General features: G+C 64.5%; 16 protein-coding genes. 13 read left to right on the top strand and 3 right to left on the bottom strand.

What is annotated here, in order from left to right; genetic code table 11:
- Nucleotides 1-34: 34 nt before the first annotated feature.
- On the bottom strand, nt 35-862 hold the full coding sequence (gene cysQ / locus HX851_RS04160) for a 3'(2'),5'-bisphosphate nucleotidase CysQ (protein ID WP_177065150.1): 828 nt from the start codon (nt 860-862) through the stop codon (nt 35-37).
- 11 nt (nt 863-873) lie between these two features.
- Nucleotides 874-1,440, bottom strand: coding sequence for an ADP compounds hydrolase NudE (gene nudE, locus HX851_RS04155; RefSeq protein ID WP_177056125.1), 567 nt, complete (start codon nt 1,438-1,440; stop codon nt 874-876).
- Between the two features lie 88 nt (nt 1,441-1,528).
- Between nudE and yrfG the strand changes: the two genes are divergently transcribed.
- The gene (gene yrfG / locus HX851_RS04150; RefSeq protein ID WP_103032670.1) at nt 1,529-2,191 is read left to right on the top strand and encodes a GMP/IMP nucleotidase; all 663 of its coding nucleotides are present in this window, start codon (nt 1,529-1,531) and stop codon (nt 2,189-2,191) included.
- Between the two features lie 160 nt (nt 2,192-2,351).
- On the opposite strand, the gene lysM is transcribed toward yrfG, so the two are convergent.
- Nucleotides 2,352-2,792 (bottom strand): peptidoglycan-binding protein LysM, encoded by a 441-nt coding sequence (gene lysM / locus HX851_RS04145; RefSeq protein ID WP_177065121.1) that lies wholly within the window; start codon nt 2,790-2,792, stop codon nt 2,352-2,354.
- Between the two features lie 138 nt (nt 2,793-2,930).
- On the opposite strand from lysM, the gene HX851_RS04140 reads away from it, so the two are divergent.
- The 12 genes from HX851_RS04140 to HX851_RS04085 all read left to right on the top strand — a co-directional run bounded on the left by HX851_RS04140 (nt 2,931) and on the right by HX851_RS04085 (nt 18,351).
- The gene (locus HX851_RS04140; protein ID WP_177056127.1) at nt 2,931-3,818 is read left to right on the top strand and encodes a LysR family transcriptional regulator; all 888 of its coding nucleotides are present in this window, start codon (nt 2,931-2,933) and stop codon (nt 3,816-3,818) included.
- 95 nt (nt 3,819-3,913) lie between these two features.
- Nucleotides 3,914-4,753, top strand: coding sequence for a formate dehydrogenase accessory sulfurtransferase FdhD (gene fdhD / locus HX851_RS04135; RefSeq protein ID WP_177056128.1), 840 nt, complete (start codon nt 3,914-3,916; stop codon nt 4,751-4,753).
- Nucleotides 4,750-7,098: an FdhF/YdeP family oxidoreductase gene (locus HX851_RS04130; protein ID WP_177056129.1), complete on the top strand. Its 2,349-nt coding sequence runs from the start codon at nt 4,750-4,752 to the stop codon at nt 7,096-7,098. The genes fdhD and HX851_RS04130 overlap by 4 nt, the downstream gene beginning before the upstream one ends.
- A 206-nt stretch (nt 7,099-7,304) precedes the next feature.
- A complete protein-coding gene (locus tag HX851_RS04125; RefSeq protein WP_177065120.1) occupies nt 7,305-9,329 on the top strand; it encodes a LodA/GoxA family CTQ-dependent oxidase in 2,025 nt (674 codons plus the stop codon).
- Nucleotides 9,330-10,412 carry an NAD(P)/FAD-dependent oxidoreductase gene (locus tag HX851_RS04120; protein WP_177056131.1) on the top strand — a complete coding sequence of 361 codons (1,083 nt, stop codon included), beginning with the start codon at nt 9,330-9,332 and terminating at the stop codon, nt 10,410-10,412.
- Between the two features lie 207 nt (nt 10,413-10,619).
- On the top strand, nt 10,620-11,090 hold the full coding sequence (locus HX851_RS04115; RefSeq protein ID WP_103032674.1) for a glycine zipper domain-containing protein: 471 nt from the start codon (nt 10,620-10,622) through the stop codon (nt 11,088-11,090).
- A 408-nt stretch (nt 11,091-11,498) separates the two neighbouring features.
- Complete coding sequence (locus HX851_RS04110) at nt 11,499-12,407, top strand: hypothetical protein (protein WP_177065119.1); 909 nt, start codon at nt 11,499-11,501, stop codon at nt 12,405-12,407.
- Between the two features lie 434 nt (nt 12,408-12,841).
- On the top strand, nt 12,842-13,948 hold the full coding sequence (locus HX851_RS04105; RefSeq protein WP_370590413.1) for a methyl-accepting chemotaxis protein: 1,107 nt from the start codon (nt 12,842-12,844) through the stop codon (nt 13,946-13,948).
- Nucleotides 13,949-13,983: 35 nt separating this feature from the next.
- On the top strand, nt 13,984-14,349 hold the full coding sequence (locus tag HX851_RS04100) for a response regulator (RefSeq protein WP_017127054.1): 366 nt from the start codon (nt 13,984-13,986) through the stop codon (nt 14,347-14,349).
- 7 nt (nt 14,350-14,356) lie between these two features.
- Nucleotides 14,357-14,674 (top strand): STAS domain-containing protein, encoded by a 318-nt coding sequence (locus HX851_RS04095; RefSeq protein ID WP_177056134.1) that lies wholly within the window; start codon nt 14,357-14,359, stop codon nt 14,672-14,674.
- Nucleotides 14,675-14,677: 3 nt separating this feature from the next.
- Nucleotides 14,678-16,711 (top strand): chemotaxis protein CheA, encoded by a 2,034-nt coding sequence (locus tag HX851_RS04090; RefSeq protein ID WP_177056135.1) that lies wholly within the window; start codon nt 14,678-14,680, stop codon nt 16,709-16,711.
- Between the two features lie 2 nt (nt 16,712-16,713).
- Nucleotides 16,714-18,351 (top strand): methyl-accepting chemotaxis protein, encoded by a 1,638-nt coding sequence (locus tag HX851_RS04085; protein WP_177065117.1) that lies wholly within the window; start codon nt 16,714-16,716, stop codon nt 18,349-18,351.
- The last annotated feature ends 6 nt before the right edge of the window (nt 18,352-18,357 follow it).

The following is an 18,357-nucleotide window of genomic DNA, read 5'->3' as shown; positions in this document are numbered from 1 at the left end:
TTGTGGGAGCCGGCACCTGCAGGGCACGGCGTTTTCAGTCGCGCAGCAGGTCCGGCAACTGCCCACGCCACTGGGCCTTCGCCGGCAACGCCAGGAAAAACCCGTTGAGCAACGACGGGCGCGCCGGGTAGCTGAAGCGCTCACCGCTCAACTCCAGCACCTCGCCGCCAGCGCCTTCCAGCACCCCTTGCGCCGCCGCCGTGTCCCACTGGGACGTCGGCGCCAGGCGCGGATAGAAGTCGGCCGCCCCTTCGGCCAGCAGGCAGAACTTCAGCGAGCTGCCGATATTCGCCAGTTCCAGTTCACCCAGGCTGGCGCTCAACCCGGCCAGCAACTGCTCTTGCTCGGGGCTCGAATGCCGACGACTGGCGACCACGGTAAACGCAGCACCGGCCGGCGGCAGCTCGCGCACCCGGATCGGCTCCGGCGGCAAACCGGCATCCGCGCGCCAGGCACCCAGGTCGGCGCCACCGAAGTAAACGCGGCCATTGGTCGGCATCGACACCACGCCGAACACCACCCGCCCCTGCTCGATCAAGGCGATATTCACGGTGAACTCTTCACTGCCGGAGATGAATTCCTTGGTACCGTCCAGCGGGTCCACCAGCCACCAGCGCTGCCAACCGGCGCGCACCTCCCGGGGAATATCGGCGTCCTCTTCGGACAACACCGGGATGCTCGGATCCAGTGCGGTCAGGCCGGCCAGGATCAGGTGATGGGCCGCCAGGTCCGCCGCCGTCACCGGCGAGGCATCGGCCTTGTCCATCACTTCGACATCAGCGCGCCAGAACGGCAGGATCGCCTCACCGGCCTGGTGCGCCAGTTCGATCACAGGGGCCAGGTACGGGTGCGGCAGATTCATGAACAGATCACTCATGGTTGAAACACTCCACGCTGGGTCAACAGGTCCCGGGCCAGGTACAACGCCGCCAGGGCACGCCCCTCGCTGAACTGCGGATTCAGCACCAGGCTGGACAGTTCGCGCAGGTTTACCCGGTCGACCCGCATCGGCTCCGGCTCGTCACCTTCCAGGCGTTCTTCATAAAGGTCACTGGCCAGGACCACCTGGATCTTCTGGCTCATGTAACCGGGGGACAGGGACAGCTCGGTCAGGTGCTCCAGTTGCCGGGCACCGTAACCGGCTTCTTCCTTCAACTCACGCTCGGCCGCCGCCAGCACATCCTCGCCCGGCTCGATCAGGCCCTTGGGCAACGACAGCTCGTATTCGTCGGTGCCGCCGCAATACTCCTCGACCAGCAGCGCATGCTCGGCGTCGATCATCGCCACGATCATCACCGCGCCATACCCCGCGCCCTTGCCCACCAAACGTTCGTAGGTGCGCTCGACGCCATTGGAAAAACGCAACTGCACCTCTTCGACACGGAATAGGCGGCTGCTGGCGACGATTTCGCGGGCAAGTACGGTGGGTTTCTGGCGCATGGCGGCTCCTTGAAGTGAACGGGTTACTATACCGTGGCTTTTCCGATTGTCTGTGTCGGATATCTTTTTACCGTTCGAGAAGTTTTCCATGCCCTCATTACCCTGGCGCGACATCGATACCGTTCTGCTGGATATGGACGGCACCCTGCTCGACCTGCACTACGACAATCACTTCTGGATGGAGCACCTGCCCCGGCGTTATGCCGAACTGCACGGCGTCAGCCTGGCCCTCGCCGAGGCCGAACTGGGCCCGTTGTTCAAGGACCATGCCGGCCAGCTGAAATGGTACTGCCTGGACTTCTGGAGTGCCGAGTTGAAGCTGCCAGTGCGCGAACTCAAGCGCGAAACCGCCGACCTGATCGCCCTGCGCCCGGATGCCGATACCTTTCTGGCGGCGATCCGCCAGGCGGGCAAACGGGTGATCCTGATCACCAATGCCCATCGCGACTCGTTGTCGCTGAAGCTGGAGCGAATCGAACTGGCGGCATATTTCGAACGGCTGATCAGTTCCCATGACTACGGCTTTGCCAAGGAAGACCCGCAGTTCTGGGATGCACTGCAGGCCGATATCGGCTTTGATCCGGCGCGCAGCCTGTTTATCGACGATACCCTGCCGATCCTGCGCAGCGCCGGGCGCTTCGGCGTGGCGCACCTGTTGGCGGTGAGCGAACCGGACAGTCGCAAGGGCCCCAAGGATACGGAGGAGTTCGCGGCGGTCGGCGACTACCGCGAGCTGATCAAGGGTCTGTAGGAGCCGGGCTTGCCCGCGAAGCCTTTGGCGCCATTTGATCGTTCCCACGCTCCGCGTGGGCATGCAGCCCGTGACGCTCCGCGTCACAGAAGCGGACGCAGAGCGTCCGAAGAGGCATTCCCACGCCGGAGCGTGGGAACGATCTTCCACAGCATATGGATCAATCGGGAATGCGCAGCGTCTGCCCCGGATAAATTTTGTCGGGATGTGACAACAGCGGTTTATTGGCCTCGAAGATCTTGTTGTACTGGTTGGCGTTGCCATAGACCGTCAGGGCAATCGCACTCAAGGTGTCGCCCTTCTTCACCACGACAAACCGCGCGGCCGACTGGCCCGGCCCGCTAACGGTGATCTGGTCGTCGACACTGCCGATACCGGCGATATTGCCCAGCGCCAGCAGGACTTTTTCCTTCTCTTCCTGGCTGGCCACCTGCCCCGTCACCGTGACCTTGTCGCCGTCCACCGTGGCCTGGACATTCGGATTGCCCAGCCCGACCTTGGCGATATGGTCTTTGAGTTGCTCGCTGGCATTGGCGTTGCCCGGGGTCAGCAGGTCGAGCAGTTTCTCGCCTGCTTCTTTCACAAAGCTCAAGATACTCATGGTTCTTTCTCCTTATAGAGTGATACCCAGACGCGAAAGACTAGACCGGCGACGTCTGCGGCAGGTTCCGGACCGACCAATGACTCAGCGTAGTCCAACCGCGCTAGAATCCCGGCCTGGACCGCGCCTGGAGCGACGATGGACATCAAACAGCTGAAATTCCTGATTGCCCTGGACGAGACCCGCCACTTCGGCCAGGCGGCGGCGCGCTGTCATATCACCCAGCCGACCCTGTCCATGCGCCTGCGCAGCCTGGAAGAAGAGCTCGAACTGCAACTGGTCAACCGCGGCCAACGCTTCGAAGGCTTCACCGCCCCCGGCGAACGGGTGCTGGCCTGGGCCCGCACCGTGCTGGCCGCCTACGACGGGTTGCAGGCCGAGGCTGCCGCCTGTCGCGGCAACCTGGTCGGCACCCTGCGCCTGGGCGTGGTGCCGCTGTCGAGCTTCGACCCGCTGCACCTCATGCAACGCCTGCACGGCGAACACCCGAGCCTGCGCTTCGAGCTGTCGTCCCTCAGTTCCGAGCAGATCCTCGAACAACTGGCGAGCAATCGCCTCGACCTCGGCGTGTCCTACCTCGAACGCCTGGACACCGACCGCTTCGAAGCCCTGGCCCTGAGCGAAACCGCCATGGGCCTGCTCTATGACCAGCGCTTCTTCAACTTCGGCGAACAACCCCTGAGCTGGGAAGCGCTGATTGAACTGCCCCTGGGCATGCTCACCAGCGGCATGCACTTTCGCCAGTCCATCGACCACAACTTCCACAGCCGCGGCCTGAGCCCGCAACCGCTGCTGCAGACCGATGCCGTTCATCAGTTGCTGCAAGCCGTACACGGCGGCCTGTGCTGCGCGATCATGCCGCTGCACGGCGGTTTCGAAGCCCTGACCGACCACCTGCGCCTGCAACCGATCGAAAACGCCCAGACCCTGGCCCGACTGGGCCTGATCATGCGCCGTGGCGCCCCGCGCTCGGCCCTGGCGGAAGCCTGTTTCGCGCTCTATCAGAAATTGCAGAGCGAACCTTGATCGACGTCATCTATCGGTGGATCAGTACTAGCGATTAGACGCGACCTTTTGCCGCGCTTAGTCTTGATACTGGATATTCCACCGGTAATCCCCCCATGAAGGCCAAGCCAGAGGCCTGCGCGATCCCTGCCCCGGCAGCACCCGCGCCCGCCGCCAGCCAGAGTTACCAGTACTGCAACCTCGATCACAGCGCAGCCGCCGAAACGGCGCTGGCCGAAGAGGTGGCGCTGGCCATTGCCTACAACGGCATCAGCCAGGCCGTGATGCTGGTCACGCCCACCGACCTGGAAGACTTTATCGTCGGCTTCAGCATCGGCAGCGGGATTATCCACGACGCCTGCGAACTCTATGACCTGAAGCTCAGCGGCAGCGGCTCGGCGCAACATGCCGAGGTGGAAATTTCCAGCCGCGCGTTCTGGAACCTCAAGGAACAACGCCGCCAACTGGCCGGCACCAGCGGCTGCGGCCTGTGTGGCGTGGAAGCGGTGGAACAGGCATTGCCCGAACTGGCGGTACTGCCCGGCGCGCCCCTGCCGCCCGCCGCCTGGCTCGACAACCTGCGCCAGCGCATCAGCGCCTTCCAGCCCCTGGGCCAGTACTCCGGTGCGGTGCATGCCGCGCTGTTCATGAACGACCAGGGCGAACTGCTGCTGGGCCGCGAGGATATCGGTCGGCACAACGCCCTCGACAAGCTGATCGGCGCGCTGATCCGCCAACAGATCCCGACCGCCGGCGGCCTGGCCATCGTCACCAGCCGCTGCAGCCTCGAACTGATCCAGAAAGTCCTGCGGGCCGGCATCCAGACCCTGGTCAGCCTGTCGTCCCCCACCGGCCTGGCCCTGCAATGGGCCCGCCGGCACAACCTCAATCTCATCCACCTGCCGCAGAAAAGTGCGCCGCGGGTCTACAGCCCTGCGATGGAGAAACAAGCGTGAGCAATCATCAACAAGCCGACCAGATCCCGACCCCACGCTACAAGCCCTACAAGGGCGCGGCCGGTGGCTGGGGCGCCTTGATCAGCGTGGCACAGGCCTGGCTGACCAGCGACAACGCCTTGAAGAACCTGCGCATGATGCTCAAGACCAACCAGAACGGCGGCTTCGACTGCCCGGGCTGCGCCTGGGGCGACTCGCCGGAAAGCGGCATGGTCAAGTTCTGCGAAAACGGCGCCAAGGCGGTCAACTGGGAAGCCACCAAGCGCCGGGTGGATGCCGCCTTCTTCGCCAAGCACAGCGTCAGCGCGCTGTTCGAGCAGTCCGATTACTGGCTCGAATACCAGGGTCGCCTGACCGAGCCGATGAGCTACGACCCGACGACCGACCGCTACAAGCCCATCAGTTGGGAAGCGGCCTACGCGCTGATCGCCAAGCACCTGCTGAACCTTTCCAGCCCCGACCAGGCCGAGTTCTACACCTCGGGCCGGGCCAGCAACGAGGCGGCGTACCTGTACCAGCTGTTTATCCGCGCCTTCGGCACCAACAACTTCCCCGATTGTTCGAACATGTGCCATGAAGCCAGCGGCGTGGCCCTGGCGCAAAGCGTCGGGGTCGGCAAGGGCACCGTGACCTTCGACGACTTCGAACATGCCGATGCGATTTTCGTCTGGGGCCAGAACCCCGGCACCAACCACCCACGGATGCTCGAACCGCTGCGTGAAGCGGTGAAACGTGGCGCCCAGGTGGTCTGCATCAACCCGCTCAAGGAGCGCGGCCTGGAACGTTTCCAGCACCCGCAGCACCCGTTGGAGATGCTCACCAACGGCGACAAGCCGACCAACACCGCGTACTTCCGCCCCGCGCTGGGTGGCGACATGGCCCTGCTGCGTGGCATGGCCAAGTTCCTGCTGCAATGGGAACGCGATGCCCAGGCGGCGAACGAGCCGTCGGTGTTCGACCATGATTTCCTCAACGAGCACACCGCCAACGTCCTCGACTACCTGGCCGCCATCGACGACACCCCCTGGGAACAGATCGTCACGCAATCGGGCCTGACCCTGGTGGAGATCGAACAGTCGGCGCGGATGTACCTCAAGGGCAAGAACGTCATCATGTGCTGGGCCATGGGTATCACCCAGCACAAGCACTCGGTGCCGACCATCCAGGAAATCGCCAACCTGATGCTGTTGCGCGGCAATATCGGCCGCCCGGGCGCGGGCCTGTGCCCGGTACGAGGCCACAGCAACGTGCAGGGCGACCGCACCATGGGCATCAACGAGCGGCCACCGGCGGCTTTCCTCGACGCCCTGGAGCGCCGCTTCCAGTTCAAGGTCCCGCGCAGCAACGGCCATAACGTGGTCGAAGCCATCCACGCGATGCTCGACGGCCGCTCCAAGGTCTTCATCGGCCTGGGCGGCAACTTCGCCCAGGCGACCCCGGACAGCCCGCGCACCTTTGAAGCACTGCGCAATTGCGACCTGACCGTGCAGATCAGCACCAAGCTCAACCGCAGCCACCTGACCCACGGCAAGGAAGCTCTGATCCTGCCGTGCCTGGGCCGCACCGATATCGACCTGCAGACCGAAGGCCCACAAGCCGTCACCGTCGAAGACTCGTTCAGCATGGTCCATGCCTCCAACGGCCAGTTGCAGCCGCTGTCGAAACAGATGCGCTCGGAGCCGTCAATCATCGCCGGCATCGCTGCCGCGACCCTCGGCACGCACCCGGTGGACTGGAACTGGCTGGTGGCCGACTACGGGCGTATCCGCGACCTGATCGCCGACACCATTCCCGGCTTCAAGGACTTCAACCAGCGCCTCGAACTCCCGGGCGGCTTCTACCTCGGCAACGCCGCCGGCGCGCGGCGCTGGAACACCCCCTCGGGCCGGGCGAACTTCCGCTCGAACATCCTGCCGGCCGACCTGATCCACGAACGCACCCACGCCACCGGCAAGGTGCCGGACCTGATCATGCAGTCGATGCGCTCCCACGACCAGTACAACACCACGATCTACGGCCTCGATGACCGCTACCGTGGGGTCAAGGGCCAGCGCGACGTACTGTTCGTCAACGAAGCGGACATCATCCGCCTGGGCTTCAAGCCGGGGCAGAAGGCCGATATCGTCTCGCTCTGGGAAGACGGCCGCGAGCGCCGGGTCAAAGGGTTCACCCTGCTGGCCTTCGATATTCCCGCCGGACAGGCCGCCGCCTACTACCCGGAAGTGAACCCGCTGGTGCCTCTGGAAAGCGTCGGCGACGGCAGCCATACACCGACCTCCAAGTTCGTCGCGATCCGCCTGGAAATGGCCAGCGAAACCGCGTTGATCATGGCCAAGGCCAGTTGATCGACTGCCCCTCCAGGCGCTCTATAACCAGCGCTTCGGATCGCCGCCCGGGCAATAGCAAAAGGCCATTCGACAAACCGATGGCCCTTTACTAGAGTCTCCGGGCGGTGCTCTTCATCCATTCCCATGCGATGGCCGGCACCGGCCCAGGGATCCTGCCCGCAGGTCGGGCAATTCCTCTTTAGCACGGATTGCGGAGAGCACTCATGTCGATCACGCCCGGTCATACCACGCACTACCACGGTGACACCCCAACCGCCCCCAGCAAGGACAACCGCATCGTCAGCGCCGCGATCCACCCGGCCATCGGCGTCGCGCGGGTCGGCAACAGCGAGGCGGAATACTTTGTCGGCCCCCAGGTGACGGAACCCCGGCCCGAGCCCCTGGGGTTCTATCGCGATGCCCAGGGCGCGCTGAAGCGCCAGGCCGCCGAGTTCCGGATCTACGGCTACAACCTGGCCGGTGAAGTGGTCGCCGAGCTGACCGCGGAAAACGCCGATATCACCTGGTCGGCCCATGTCGCCAACAGCAAGGCACAGTGGTTCCAGTGGCAGCTGGCGATGGATATCCCCGAAGCCGCCAGCGTGGTGTTGCCGCTGCGCAACGCGAAAATCACCGACCCCAGCGCCCGTGCGGCGTTGACCATCGACGGTGGCCTGCAAAGTATCAGCGGGCTGAACCAGAGTGGCGTCGAATTCAACGGGCAATACGAAGGTGTACCGGTAAACCTTGGCGAACTGCGCACCGATGCCCAGGGGCGGCTGCTGTTCCTCGGTGGTCGTGGCGTCTCGGCCTCGCCCAAGGGCACACCGATTTTCAATCCGGCAGACGGCAACAGCTTCATCAACGCCGACGGCTGGTACGACGATACCTCCGATGGCCCGGTCAGCGCCCAGGTCAGCATCGGCGGGCGCTCGATCCCGGTGGAACCGGCCTGGGTCGTCACCGCGCCGCCGAACTATGCGCCGCAGGTCAAGGCCATACGCACGCTGTACGACCTGACCTACGATCTGTTTATCCAGGCCGGCTGGCTGACACCGAACACCTCGGTATCGTTCCGGCATGACGTCTATCCCATCCTGCAACGCCTGTCGGGCCTGCAATGGGTCAACCAGGGCTTTGCCACCCAGTTCGGCCATAACGGTCGCTACAACTTCGAAGACCCGGCGTTTATCGCCCAACTGGCGAGCAAGCCGGCAGCGGGCAACTATGACCTGTTCGCCGAAACCCGCCGACAGATCCTCAACAGCTTCCGCCAGCCCGATCCGACCGATGGCAACGTCTTGCCCTGGCCCTGGATCTATGGCGACGCCATGAGCTCGATCCCCAACCCGAGTCCACGGCAGAACGCGGCGATTACCCAGACCCAGTACCTGGCGCTCAGCAGTTGGGCCGCCGGCACCTTCGAGGCCGACTGGAGCAGCGACCCGCTACCGGGGCATCTCGATTCGGTGCCCCTGGCCGAACAGCCGGCGATGCTTGATCGCGCAGCCCTGGACTTCTGCCTGGCCGATGCCTTCCATCCCGGCTGCGAATTGACCTGGCCGATGCGCCACCTGCCGCTGTACGCCAAGCCCTGGCGTATTCGCCAACGTCCGGCGAACAGCCCGCAACCCGACTACGGCGCCACCCTGGACCAAACCCAGGCGCTGGCCGTCGGCGGCCCGCTGTACGGACAAGCCCCCGGCGACCTGAACCGCTGGATGGGCCTGCCCTGGCAGGCCGACACCGCTTATTGCCGCGGCGGCTATGACCAGGCCTACAACCCGTTCACCTCGACGTTCTGGCCGGCCCGCGTGCCCAACCAGGTACTCAGCGAGGTCGACTACGACCTGGTCATCGACCCTTCAGTAGCACCGGAACAACGTCGGGATGCTTTCGCCGATCGCACCAACTGGAACGCACCGCTGGACATCAACTACCCGAAAAAGACCCCGACCGCCGTGCAGATGCAGACCATGGTCGATATCTTCGGCTCCATGGGGCTGCTGGAAGTACGCCAGGGGGTCCCCGGTAATCCGCTGTACCCCGACACGATGATGGTTGCCAGCTATGGTCCGGCCATTCCACCGGCGCAGACCTTTGCCAGCCCGCAACTGGCGGCCGATTTCGCGGCGGCGGGCAGCCCGATCAGCTCGGGACCGCGTCCACCCAAGGGGGCCAACTTCAGCAGTCAGGAAGAAGCACTGGAGGCCCCTCGCGCCGTCAAACCCGGCAACCGTCCGGTCTAGATGGAGCGCTACGACGTCGCCATCGTCGGTGGCGGTCCGGCCGGCTCGGCGACCGCCATCACCCTGGCGCGCCTGGGCTGGCGGGTGCTGCTGGCCGATTCGGCGCCCGCCGGGCGTTTCCGGGTGGGCGAAGGTTTTCCGCCTTCGGCCCGCTCGCTGCTCGCCGACCTGGGGGTGCTCGACGGCTTTCTCGCCGCCGGGCATCGCCCCAGCTACGGCAATGTCTCTGTGTGGGGCTCGGACGAGCCGCACACGGATGACTTCATCTTCCATACCCACGGCCAGGGCTTCCAGCTGGACCGTGGCGCGTTCGATCGTCACCTGCGCGCCAGCGCCCGCCAGGCCGGGGTGGCGCTGCACGAATCCACGCGCTTGAGCCAAACACCCGACGAGGAAGGGTTCTGCCTGCGCCTGGCCCGCGACGGCCGCGAACATCTCGCCCACAGCCGCTGGCTGATCGACGCCAGTGGCCGCCCCGCCGTATTCGCCCGCCGACAGGGTGCGCAGCGCCTGGAAAATGATCGACTGGTGGCGTTCTATCTGTTGCTGCACAGTCAGCAGGGCACCGACCGGGACGGCCGGACCCTGGTCGAAGCCGTCGAGAACGGCTGGTGGTACAGCGTGCTGCTGCCCTCGGGAGAACGGCTGGTGACCTACCTCAGTGACCTTGACCTGCTCGATCGCCAGCAGTTGCTGAACAGCCAGGGCCTGTGGCAACGGCTGCAACAGACCCGCCTGTTGTCGGACCTGTGCCGGCAACACGGCTACCTGCCCGGCACCTCGGTCCACGGCATGGACGCCGGCAGTGGGCGGCTTTCCATGTTCCACGGCGAGCGCTGGGCGGCCGTCGGCGATGCCGCCCTGTCCTTCGACCCGCTGTCCTCGCAAGGTATCGCCACCGCGCTTTACTGCGGCATTCACTGTGCCCAGGCCGTGCATGCCGCGCTGCAGGGCGACGACAAGGCGCTACCGGCCTATGCCGATCTGCTGGCACGGATCTACGCCGCCTACCTGGTTAACCGGAAGCAGTTCTACGGGATGGAAAAACGCTGGAGCGAGTCGCTTTTCTGGAGTCGGCGTTAGCGTCGAAAAAGCGCGTTGACGATGCGCAGGACGCGCGAAACGGCAGGGTTGAAGTGATGTAGGACTGTCTTTTTTCGACTAAGTTCCCCAGTAAAAACAGTAAGTTATGATTTTGTATACAACCCGTGCTATTCGTCGGATTTGCATTGTAACGCCTGCGTCACAAGCCTCAGGATCGCGCCGTCATCCCTTTGAGGCTCCTCTCACATGAAGTTCTCGTCGATTCTCTTGTTGTCCCTGAGCCTGGCCAGTGGCCTCGCGTCGGCTGGCGGTACCACCGAAGCCGGTATTGGTGGCGCATTGGGCGGCGTGCTCGGCTCCGCCGTCGGCCAGTCGCTGGGCGGTAACACCGGTTCGACCATCGGCGCGGCCCTCGGTGGCGCGGGCGGTAGTGCGGTGGGTGCCGACCGCCGCAGCCGTGGCGAAGCCGCCATCGGTGGGGCCCTGGGCGCTGCCGGCGGCAACGTGGTCGGCCGCAGCATGGGCGGCAGCACCGGCAGCCTGATCGGCGCCGCAGCCGGTGGTGGCGCCGGCGGTGCACTGGGCAACTACATGGGCAACTCCAGCGACCGTGAAGATCGCCGTTACCGGGATGACCGTCGCGACTATCGCGGCGACCACCGTGGCCGTGGTCACGCTTATGGCCATCGCAAGCACGGTCGCCACTGGCGCGACTGAGTCGCCAGAAGGCCCGTGCAGCCGCAACGGCTTCGCGGGCAAGCCGGGCTCCAAAAGCCGATCTTCCGCACAGTGATCGTTCCCACGCTCCAGCGTGGGCATGCAGCCCGTGACGCTCTGCGTCACAGAAGCGGACGCAGAGCGTCCATAGCGGCGTTACCACGCGGAGCGTGGGAACGATCGGACCTGTAGGAGCCGGGCTCCTGCAGGTTATGTGGTGCTTTGCGTTCCCCAGTGCATAAAACCCGTCGTCCAGCGTGTCGACCATGCAGATTGCATGGGCCTCAGACCAAGCCATGATTTCAAGTCGTTGAAATCACTGATTATTCAACAATCAGAGGCTTGGCACGTCCGCTGCTATCTCCTGAGTGAAGGCTGCACCTCTCTCACTTATGGAGCACAACAACAATGATCGGGAACGCCGAAACCTACCCTGGCGCGGTGCACGATTCGTCGAATCACTCAGGAGTTTCCTGGGCGGCGATCTTCGCCGGCGCCGCCGCCGCGGCCGCGCTGTCTCTCCTGCTGCTCATGCTCGGTGCCGGACTGGGCTTTTCCGCCGTTTCGCCGTGGTCGGGCGAAGGTGTCAGCGCCAAGGGACTTGGCGTCTCGGCGATCGTCTGGCTGGCCGTGACGCAAATCCTCGCCTCGGGCATGGGCGGTTATCTCGCCGGGCGCCTGCGGGTGAAATGGACCCGCATGCACAGTGATGAAGTCTACTTCCGTGACACCGCCCATGGCTTTCTGGCCTGGGCCGTGGCGACCCTGCTGACCGTCACGGTGGTCGCCGGCTCCGTCAGCGGTATGCTTGGCAGCGGCGTCAAGGCGGGGGCGACAGCCGCCTCCGGAGCCACCAGCAGCCTCGCCGGAACCATCGCGCAGAACAGCGGCAGCGGCACTGACTACTTCATCGACCTGCTGTTTCGCGATAACCGTCCGGTTGCGGTCAGTGAAGACGCGGCCCACGCCGTGGTCACGCGGATTTTCGTGCGCAGCCTGGGCAACGGCCAATTGAGCACTGACGACCGTGCCTATCTGGCACAACTGGTGAGCCAGCGGACCAACCTCAGCCAGGCCCAGGCCGAAGCGCGCGTGGACCAGGTCTACGGGCAGGCCCGCCAGGCGGTCGACGATGCCCGGCAGGCTGCCGAGCGGGCCGCCAAAGCCGCCGCCTGGTCAACCCTGTGGATGTTTATCGCGCTGCTGATCGGTGCGTTCTTCGCCAGCCTGGCCGCCACGTTCGGCGGTCGCCAGCGTGACGGCGTGACGTACCTGAAAGCCGGCGAATACCGCACCGAAGCCGTAACCCTGCGTTAAACCGAGGAGAATCAACATGCGCTCACTACTCCTGTTCTTTCTGGGTGTGCCGATCCCGATCATTATCCTGATCGCGCTGTTCGTGCATTGATCTATCGACAGCGGCTCTCCCCCGAGGGCCGCTGTGCGTGTAAGCGTTACACTTAATCCGTCCCCTCCCGCGATGCGTGGTCACGGGGAATTCGTTACATTCCATTACATCTCTCGCTTGCCGATGCCTTAAGGCAATTTCCTAGAAGGCTCACGTTAGAGCCTTTTAGCCATTATCCCAGGAGGCTAAGCCGTTACTGGATGATGGTTGCAATATCTGACCGATTGGTCAGTTTAAAAATTAATGCTCCTATCGAAACCCCAAGTCGCCCGGCCGGTCGGATTAAGGGTTATCCCGATACTGATATCAATATGCTACCGATATGATCCGCCGACCTTGAGCTATGCAATGGAAGCAGGAGATGCGGATCTATCTTGGAGTCTGGTTAGGGATCGCGCTAAGTGCAGTCGGGCTGTTTCTCGCCCACCCCCTCCTCAATGGTGCCGGCCTCGCGCTCATTGCCGTCGCCGTTATCGCCCTGCGTGTCGCCAAAACGCCGAACGCCGCGGTCACCGCCACCCTTACGCCACACCCTGATACCGCCGCTCCTGTTGCCGAACTGCACGTGCTGTTGCCGGCCGTCGCGCCGAGCTGGAGCGACAGCATCGGCCAGAGCCGCGAACTGCTGCAGGCCAATATCAGCGAGCTGTTCCAGCGCTTCGCCAATATCGCCACACGCCTGGAAGGCGGCCTGCACAACTCCGAAAGCATCCTCGGCAGCGGTGGTGTCGGCGAAAGCCTGCGCGATGCCAATGACCGCCTGCACGAAGTGACCCAATCCTTCGAAACCAGCAGCCAGCGCCAGCACGAATTGCTCGACACCATCAGCCACCTGGGCGACTACGCCAGCCAGTTGCAGCAGATGGCCAAGCGCGTGCAGGAAATCGCCAGCCAGACCAACCTGCTGGCGCTCAACGCCGCCATCGAGGCGGCGCGCGCCGGTGAATACGGCCGGGGCTTTTCCGTGGTCGCCGACGAGGTACGCAAGCTCTCCACCCTGTCCGCCGAAACCGGCCAGGGCATGGACGCCAAGGTCGGCGAAATCAACCACGCGATCCAGACCACCATCGGCGCCGCCGCCGAACTGGGCACCAGCGAACAGGCCAACCTGGACTTCCTCAATCGCTCGGTGACCCAGGTCATGGCGCGCCTGGGGGACAACCTCAACGAGCTGACCGATGCCTCCCGCGCCCTGCAACAGGACGCCCGGGATACCCAGGCCGACATCCAGGCGATCATGGTCAGCCTGCAGTTCCAGGACCGCACCGACCAGATGCTCGACCATGTCCAGGCCGACCTCGCGCACCTGCTCGACGCCATCGCCCGCCAGGACACCAGCCTCAATGACCCGCCCGCCTGGCTCGAACGCCTGCGCCAGCGCTTCACCACCGACGAAGAGCGACAGGGTCGGCCCCAGGCGGCGGCCAGCAGCGACGTGACCTTCTTCTAGTTTCCTCCGCTTTTCCCTTTGCAAGAGTGATGAACATGGCCAAGACCATCCTGATCGTCGACGACTCCCTGTCGATGCGCCAACTGGTGAAGATGAGCCTGACCGCCGCCGGTCACCAGGTCATCGAAGCCTGCGACGGCCGCGACGCACTGACCAAGCTGACCGGGCAGAAGATCAACCTGATCATCAGCGACGTGAACATGCCCAACCTCGACGGCATCGGGCTGGTGAAAGCGGTCAAGGCACGCAACGAGTACCGCTTCACGCCGATCATCATGCTCACCACGGAAAGCGAGCAGTCGAAGAAAGCCGAGGGCCAGGCCGCCGGCGCCAAGGCCTGGATCGTCAAGCCGTTCCAGCCCCAGCAACTGCTGGCGGCTGTCGAAAAGCTCCTGGGGTGAACACACCATGTTCTCGCTGACACCCGCCGCCGATGGCACGCCCGCGCAATTGCGCCTCAAGGGCGACCTGACCCTCTACGAAGTCAGTATGGCCCGCGAACAGTTGCTCGGCCTGTTGCCACTGCCGCCGGGGCCCTGGCAGCTGGACCTGAGCGGCCTGAGCGAGCTCGACAGCGCCGGCGCCCAGTTGCTCCTGGCGATCCAGCGGGCGCTGTCTTCCATCGATCACCCCGCCACCGTGAGCCAGGTTTCCGCCACGGCGCAAGAACTGCTGACACTCCTGAACCTGGAATCCCTGTACCCCGCCGTCCAGACCGAGGACTGACCCATGCTCAGTGGCGAACAATGGAACCAGCTGTTGCTGGGGTTTCTCAGCGAAGGTCGCGACCTGCTCAAGGACGCCGAAGACAGCCTGCTACGCCTGGAAACCAGCCCCGCCGACCAGGATGCGGTCAACAGCCTGTTCCGCGCCGTGCATACCCTCAAGGGCTCTGCCGGGATCTTCTCGCTGACGCCACTGGTCAACCTCACCCACCATCTGGAAAGCCTGCTGATGTCGGTGCGCGACGGCCAGCGCGCGCTGACCCCGGCACTGACCTCGCTGATGCTCAACTGCATGGACGAGCTGAGCGCGATGATCGAGCGCGTCGACCCCGACAGCGGTCTGCTCGACGCCGACGAAGCCCGCCAGGCACCGCTGCTCGCGGCATTGTTCGAAGCCCAGGGGCAGCAGCCCGAGGAATCGGCGCCGGCTCAGGCGCAAGATGAGCTCCCGGTGTCGGCGGCCCCGGTCACCTGGCAGGTCTCCATCAGCTTCTCCGAAGAGCTGTTTCGCAACGGTTTCGACCCCGCGGCCTTCCTGCGCTACCTCAAGCGGCTGGGCGAAATCATCGCCCTGCGGACCCGCAGCGAGGCCCTGCCGACCCTCGATCAGCTGGATCCGGAAACCTGTCACCTGGGCTTTGAATTCCAGTTGCTGACCGCGGCCAGCCAAACGGAAATCGAAGAGGTCTTCGAGTTTATCCAGGACTTCTGCAACCTCCAGCTCACGCCTCCCGAACCGCCCGCCACGGCAGCGCTCCTGCCCGTCGCCGGGCTGCCGCCAGCCCTCGATACGCCTGCGGCAAAAACCACGGCCAGCCGTGACCGCCGCGCCCTCGACACGACCATGGTCAAGGTCGCCGCGCACAAGCTCGACGAGCTGATCAACCTGGTCGGCGAACTGGTGATCAGCACCGCCGGGGCCCAGATGCAGGCGCGGCGCAGCGCCGACAGCGGTTGCATGGAAACCACCCAGGCGGTGCACCAGCACGTCGAGCAGATCCGCGAAGCGGCGTTGAAACTGCGCATGGTGGAAGTCGGCGAGACCTTCAATCGCTTCCATCGGGTGGTCCGCGACGTCAGCCAGGAGCTGGACAAGAATATCCAGCTGAGCCTGGTCGGCGGCGAGACCGAACTGGACAAATCGGTGATCGACAAGATCGCCGACCCGCTGACCCACCTGGTGCGCAATGCCATCGACCACGGCATCGAATCGGCCGCCGAACGCCTCGCCGTCGGCAAGCCGGCCGAGGGCAACCTGCGCCTCAATGCCTACCACGATTCCGGCATGATCGTCCTTGAAGTCAGCGACGACGGCCGTGGCCTGAACACCGCACGGATCCTCGCCAAGGCCATCGACAAGGGCCTGGTGGATCCGGACGCGCAGCTCGGCGATGCGGATATCCACCTGCTGATTTTCGAAGCCGGATTCTCCACCGCCGAACAGGTCTCCAACCTCTCCGGCCGCGGTGTCGGCATGGATGTGGTGCGCAGCGCCATCGACCAGTTGCGCGGAATGATCGAGATCGACTCGGTAGCCGGCCAGGGCTGCACTTTCCGCATCCGCCTACCACTGACCCTGGCGATCATCGACGGCTTCCAGGTCGGCGTCGGCCAGGACAATTTCGTCATCCCGCTGGACATGGTCACCGAATGCATGGAGGCCGGCCCGGAATGGCTGAGCCAGGGCCAGGGTTATCTCAACCTGCGCGGCAAGCCCTTGCCCTGCATCGCCCTCGACCGGCATTTCGGCCTGACGCCAAGCAGCGCCCGGCGCCGCAACATCGTCGTGGTCAGCCAGGGCCGGCAGCAGGCGGGACTGATCGTCGACCAGTTGCTGGGCGAGCTGCAGACCGTGATCAAGCCCCTCGGCCAGATGTTCCAGCACCTGCGTGGTATCAGCGGCTCGACCATCCTCGGCTCCGGCCAGGTGGCGCTGATCCTCGATATCGCCAGCCTGTTCCGCCAGTTGCAAGCCCCCGCCGAGGCGATCGCGCCGCTCACGCACCACACCCCTTTGCCAAGCCTTTCAGGAGATTAATCATGCAATTCATTCGGAACATGAAGATAGGCATCCGGCTCACCGCGGGTTTCCTGCTGGTGGTGGTGCTGACCGCGATCATCGGCGTGATCGGCATCCGCAACCTGTCCCAGGTCAACGATCTGTCGGACCGCATGTACGACCTCGATGTCACCGGCATGAGCCTGATGCAGGAAGCCAATATCCAGCTGATCGTCGCCGGGCGCTCGATGCGCCACAGCCTGCTCGCCACCAGCCAGGCCGGTCGTGAACAAGCCGCCAACCAGGCCCGTGTCGCCCTGGAGCAGACCCGCAAGTTGATCGCCGACGCACGCAAGGCCTTTATCACCAAGGAAGGCCAGGCCCAGATCGACCAGATCGATGCGCCACTCAAGGACTACGAGAACCTGATCCACCAGGTGCTGAGCACCCACCAGCAATCCAACCAGTTGCAGGAAACCAGCGACGTCACCGACCTGCTGCCCAAGGCCGTGACCAGCGGCGATGTGGTCGACAAGCTGATCGGCCAGGTCACCCGTGGCAAGCAGGATCGTGCCGCCGAAGCCAATCAGCAGATCAACGATATCGCCACCAGTTCCCAGACCCAGATGATCGCCCTGGTGATCGCCGCGACCCTGATGGGCATGCTGATCGGCGTGCTGGTCACGCGCAGCATCACCCGTCCGCTCAACGGCGCCGTGGATGCCGCCAACCGCATGGCCGCCGGCGACCTGAGCCAGGACCTGCCGGTGATCAGCAAGGATGAAACCGGCCAGTTGCTGGCCGCCATGCAGAACATGACCGTGCGCCTGCGCAGCATTCTCGGCGATGTGCGCAGCGCCGCCGACTCGCTGTCCTCGGCCTCGGAACAGGTCAGCTCGACCTCCCAGTCGCTGAGCCAGGCCGCCAACGAACAGGCTGCCAGCGTCGAGCAGACCAGTGCCTCGGTGGAGCAGATGTCAGCCTCCATCGCCCAGAACACCGAAAGCGCGAAGATCACCGACGGCATCGCCGGCAAGGCCGCCAATGACGCCGTGCAGGGCGGCGGCGCGGTGGGCGACACGGTGCTGGCGATGAAGCAGATCGCCGACAAGATCAGCATCATCGACGACATCGCCTATCAGACCAACCTGCTGGCCCTCAACGCCGCCATCGAGGCCGCCCGTGCCGGCGACCATGGCAAGGGCTTCGCGGTGGTCGCGGCCGAAGTGCGCAAGCTGGCCGAACGCAGCCAGGTCGCCGCCCAGGAAATCGGCCAGGTCGCCTCCAGCAGCGTGCAACTGGCCGAACAGGCCGGGCGCCTGCTCAACGAGATCGTGCCGAATATCCAGAAGACCTCCGACCTGGTCCAGGAAATCACCGCGGCGTCCCAGGAACAGAGCGGTGCCGCCGGGCAGATCAATATCGCCATGGGCCAGATGAATCAGATCACCCAGCAGAACGCCTCGGCCTCCGAGGAACTGGCGGCCACCGCCGAAGAAATGAACGCCCAGGCCGGGCAGTTGCAGGAACTGATCGGCTTCTTCCGCATCGAGGAAGAATCGGGGCCGGCCCATCGGCCGCAGCCGCGCAGCCAGGACAGCTATGCCTTCAACGCCCCGCGTGACGGTTTCAAGAGTCGCGCGGCGGTCGATGAAGGCCAATTCGTGAGCTTCAATTGAGGGCCG

It is taken from the genome of Pseudomonas gingeri, assembly GCF_013385635.1.
Classification (GTDB): Bacteria; Pseudomonadota; Gammaproteobacteria; order Pseudomonadales; family Pseudomonadaceae; genus Aquipseudomonas; species Aquipseudomonas gingeri_A.
This window is presented reverse-complemented; position numbering and strand designations above follow the sequence as displayed.

Excerpts from the sequence above, each read along its gene's own strand:
- cysQ (WP_177065150.1), bottom strand. The coding sequence starts at position 862 with ATGAATCTGCCGCACCCGTACCTGGCCCCTGTGATCGAACTGGCGCAC.
- nudE (WP_177056125.1), bottom strand. The coding sequence starts at position 1,440 with ATGCGCCAGAAACCCACCGTACTTGCCCGCGAAATCGTCGCCAGCAGC.
- yrfG (WP_103032670.1), top strand. The coding sequence starts at position 1,529 with ATGCCCTCATTACCCTGGCGCGACATCGATACCGTTCTGCTGGATATG.
- lysM (WP_177065121.1), bottom strand. The coding sequence starts at position 2,792 with ATGAGTATCTTGAGCTTTGTGAAAGAAGCAGGCGAGAAACTGCTCGAC.
- HX851_RS04140 (WP_177056127.1), top strand. The coding sequence starts at position 2,931 with ATGGACATCAAACAGCTGAAATTCCTGATTGCCCTGGACGAGACCCGC.
- fdhD (WP_177056128.1), top strand. The coding sequence starts at position 3,914 with ATGAAGGCCAAGCCAGAGGCCTGCGCGATCCCTGCCCCGGCAGCACCC.
- HX851_RS04125 (WP_177065120.1), top strand. The coding sequence starts at position 7,305 with ATGTCGATCACGCCCGGTCATACCACGCACTACCACGGTGACACCCCA.
- HX851_RS04120 (WP_177056131.1), top strand. The coding sequence starts at position 9,330 with ATGGAGCGCTACGACGTCGCCATCGTCGGTGGCGGTCCGGCCGGCTCG.
- HX851_RS04115 (WP_103032674.1), top strand. The coding sequence starts at position 10,620 with ATGAAGTTCTCGTCGATTCTCTTGTTGTCCCTGAGCCTGGCCAGTGGC.
- HX851_RS04110 (WP_177065119.1), top strand. The coding sequence starts at position 11,499 with ATGATCGGGAACGCCGAAACCTACCCTGGCGCGGTGCACGATTCGTCG.
- HX851_RS04105 (WP_370590413.1), top strand. The coding sequence starts at position 12,842 with ATGCAATGGAAGCAGGAGATGCGGATCTATCTTGGAGTCTGGTTAGGG.
- HX851_RS04100 (WP_017127054.1), top strand. The coding sequence starts at position 13,984 with ATGGCCAAGACCATCCTGATCGTCGACGACTCCCTGTCGATGCGCCAA.
- HX851_RS04095 (WP_177056134.1), top strand. The coding sequence starts at position 14,357 with ATGTTCTCGCTGACACCCGCCGCCGATGGCACGCCCGCGCAATTGCGC.
- HX851_RS04090 (WP_177056135.1), top strand. The coding sequence starts at position 14,678 with ATGCTCAGTGGCGAACAATGGAACCAGCTGTTGCTGGGGTTTCTCAGC.
- HX851_RS04085 (WP_177065117.1), top strand. The coding sequence starts at position 16,714 with ATGCAATTCATTCGGAACATGAAGATAGGCATCCGGCTCACCGCGGGT.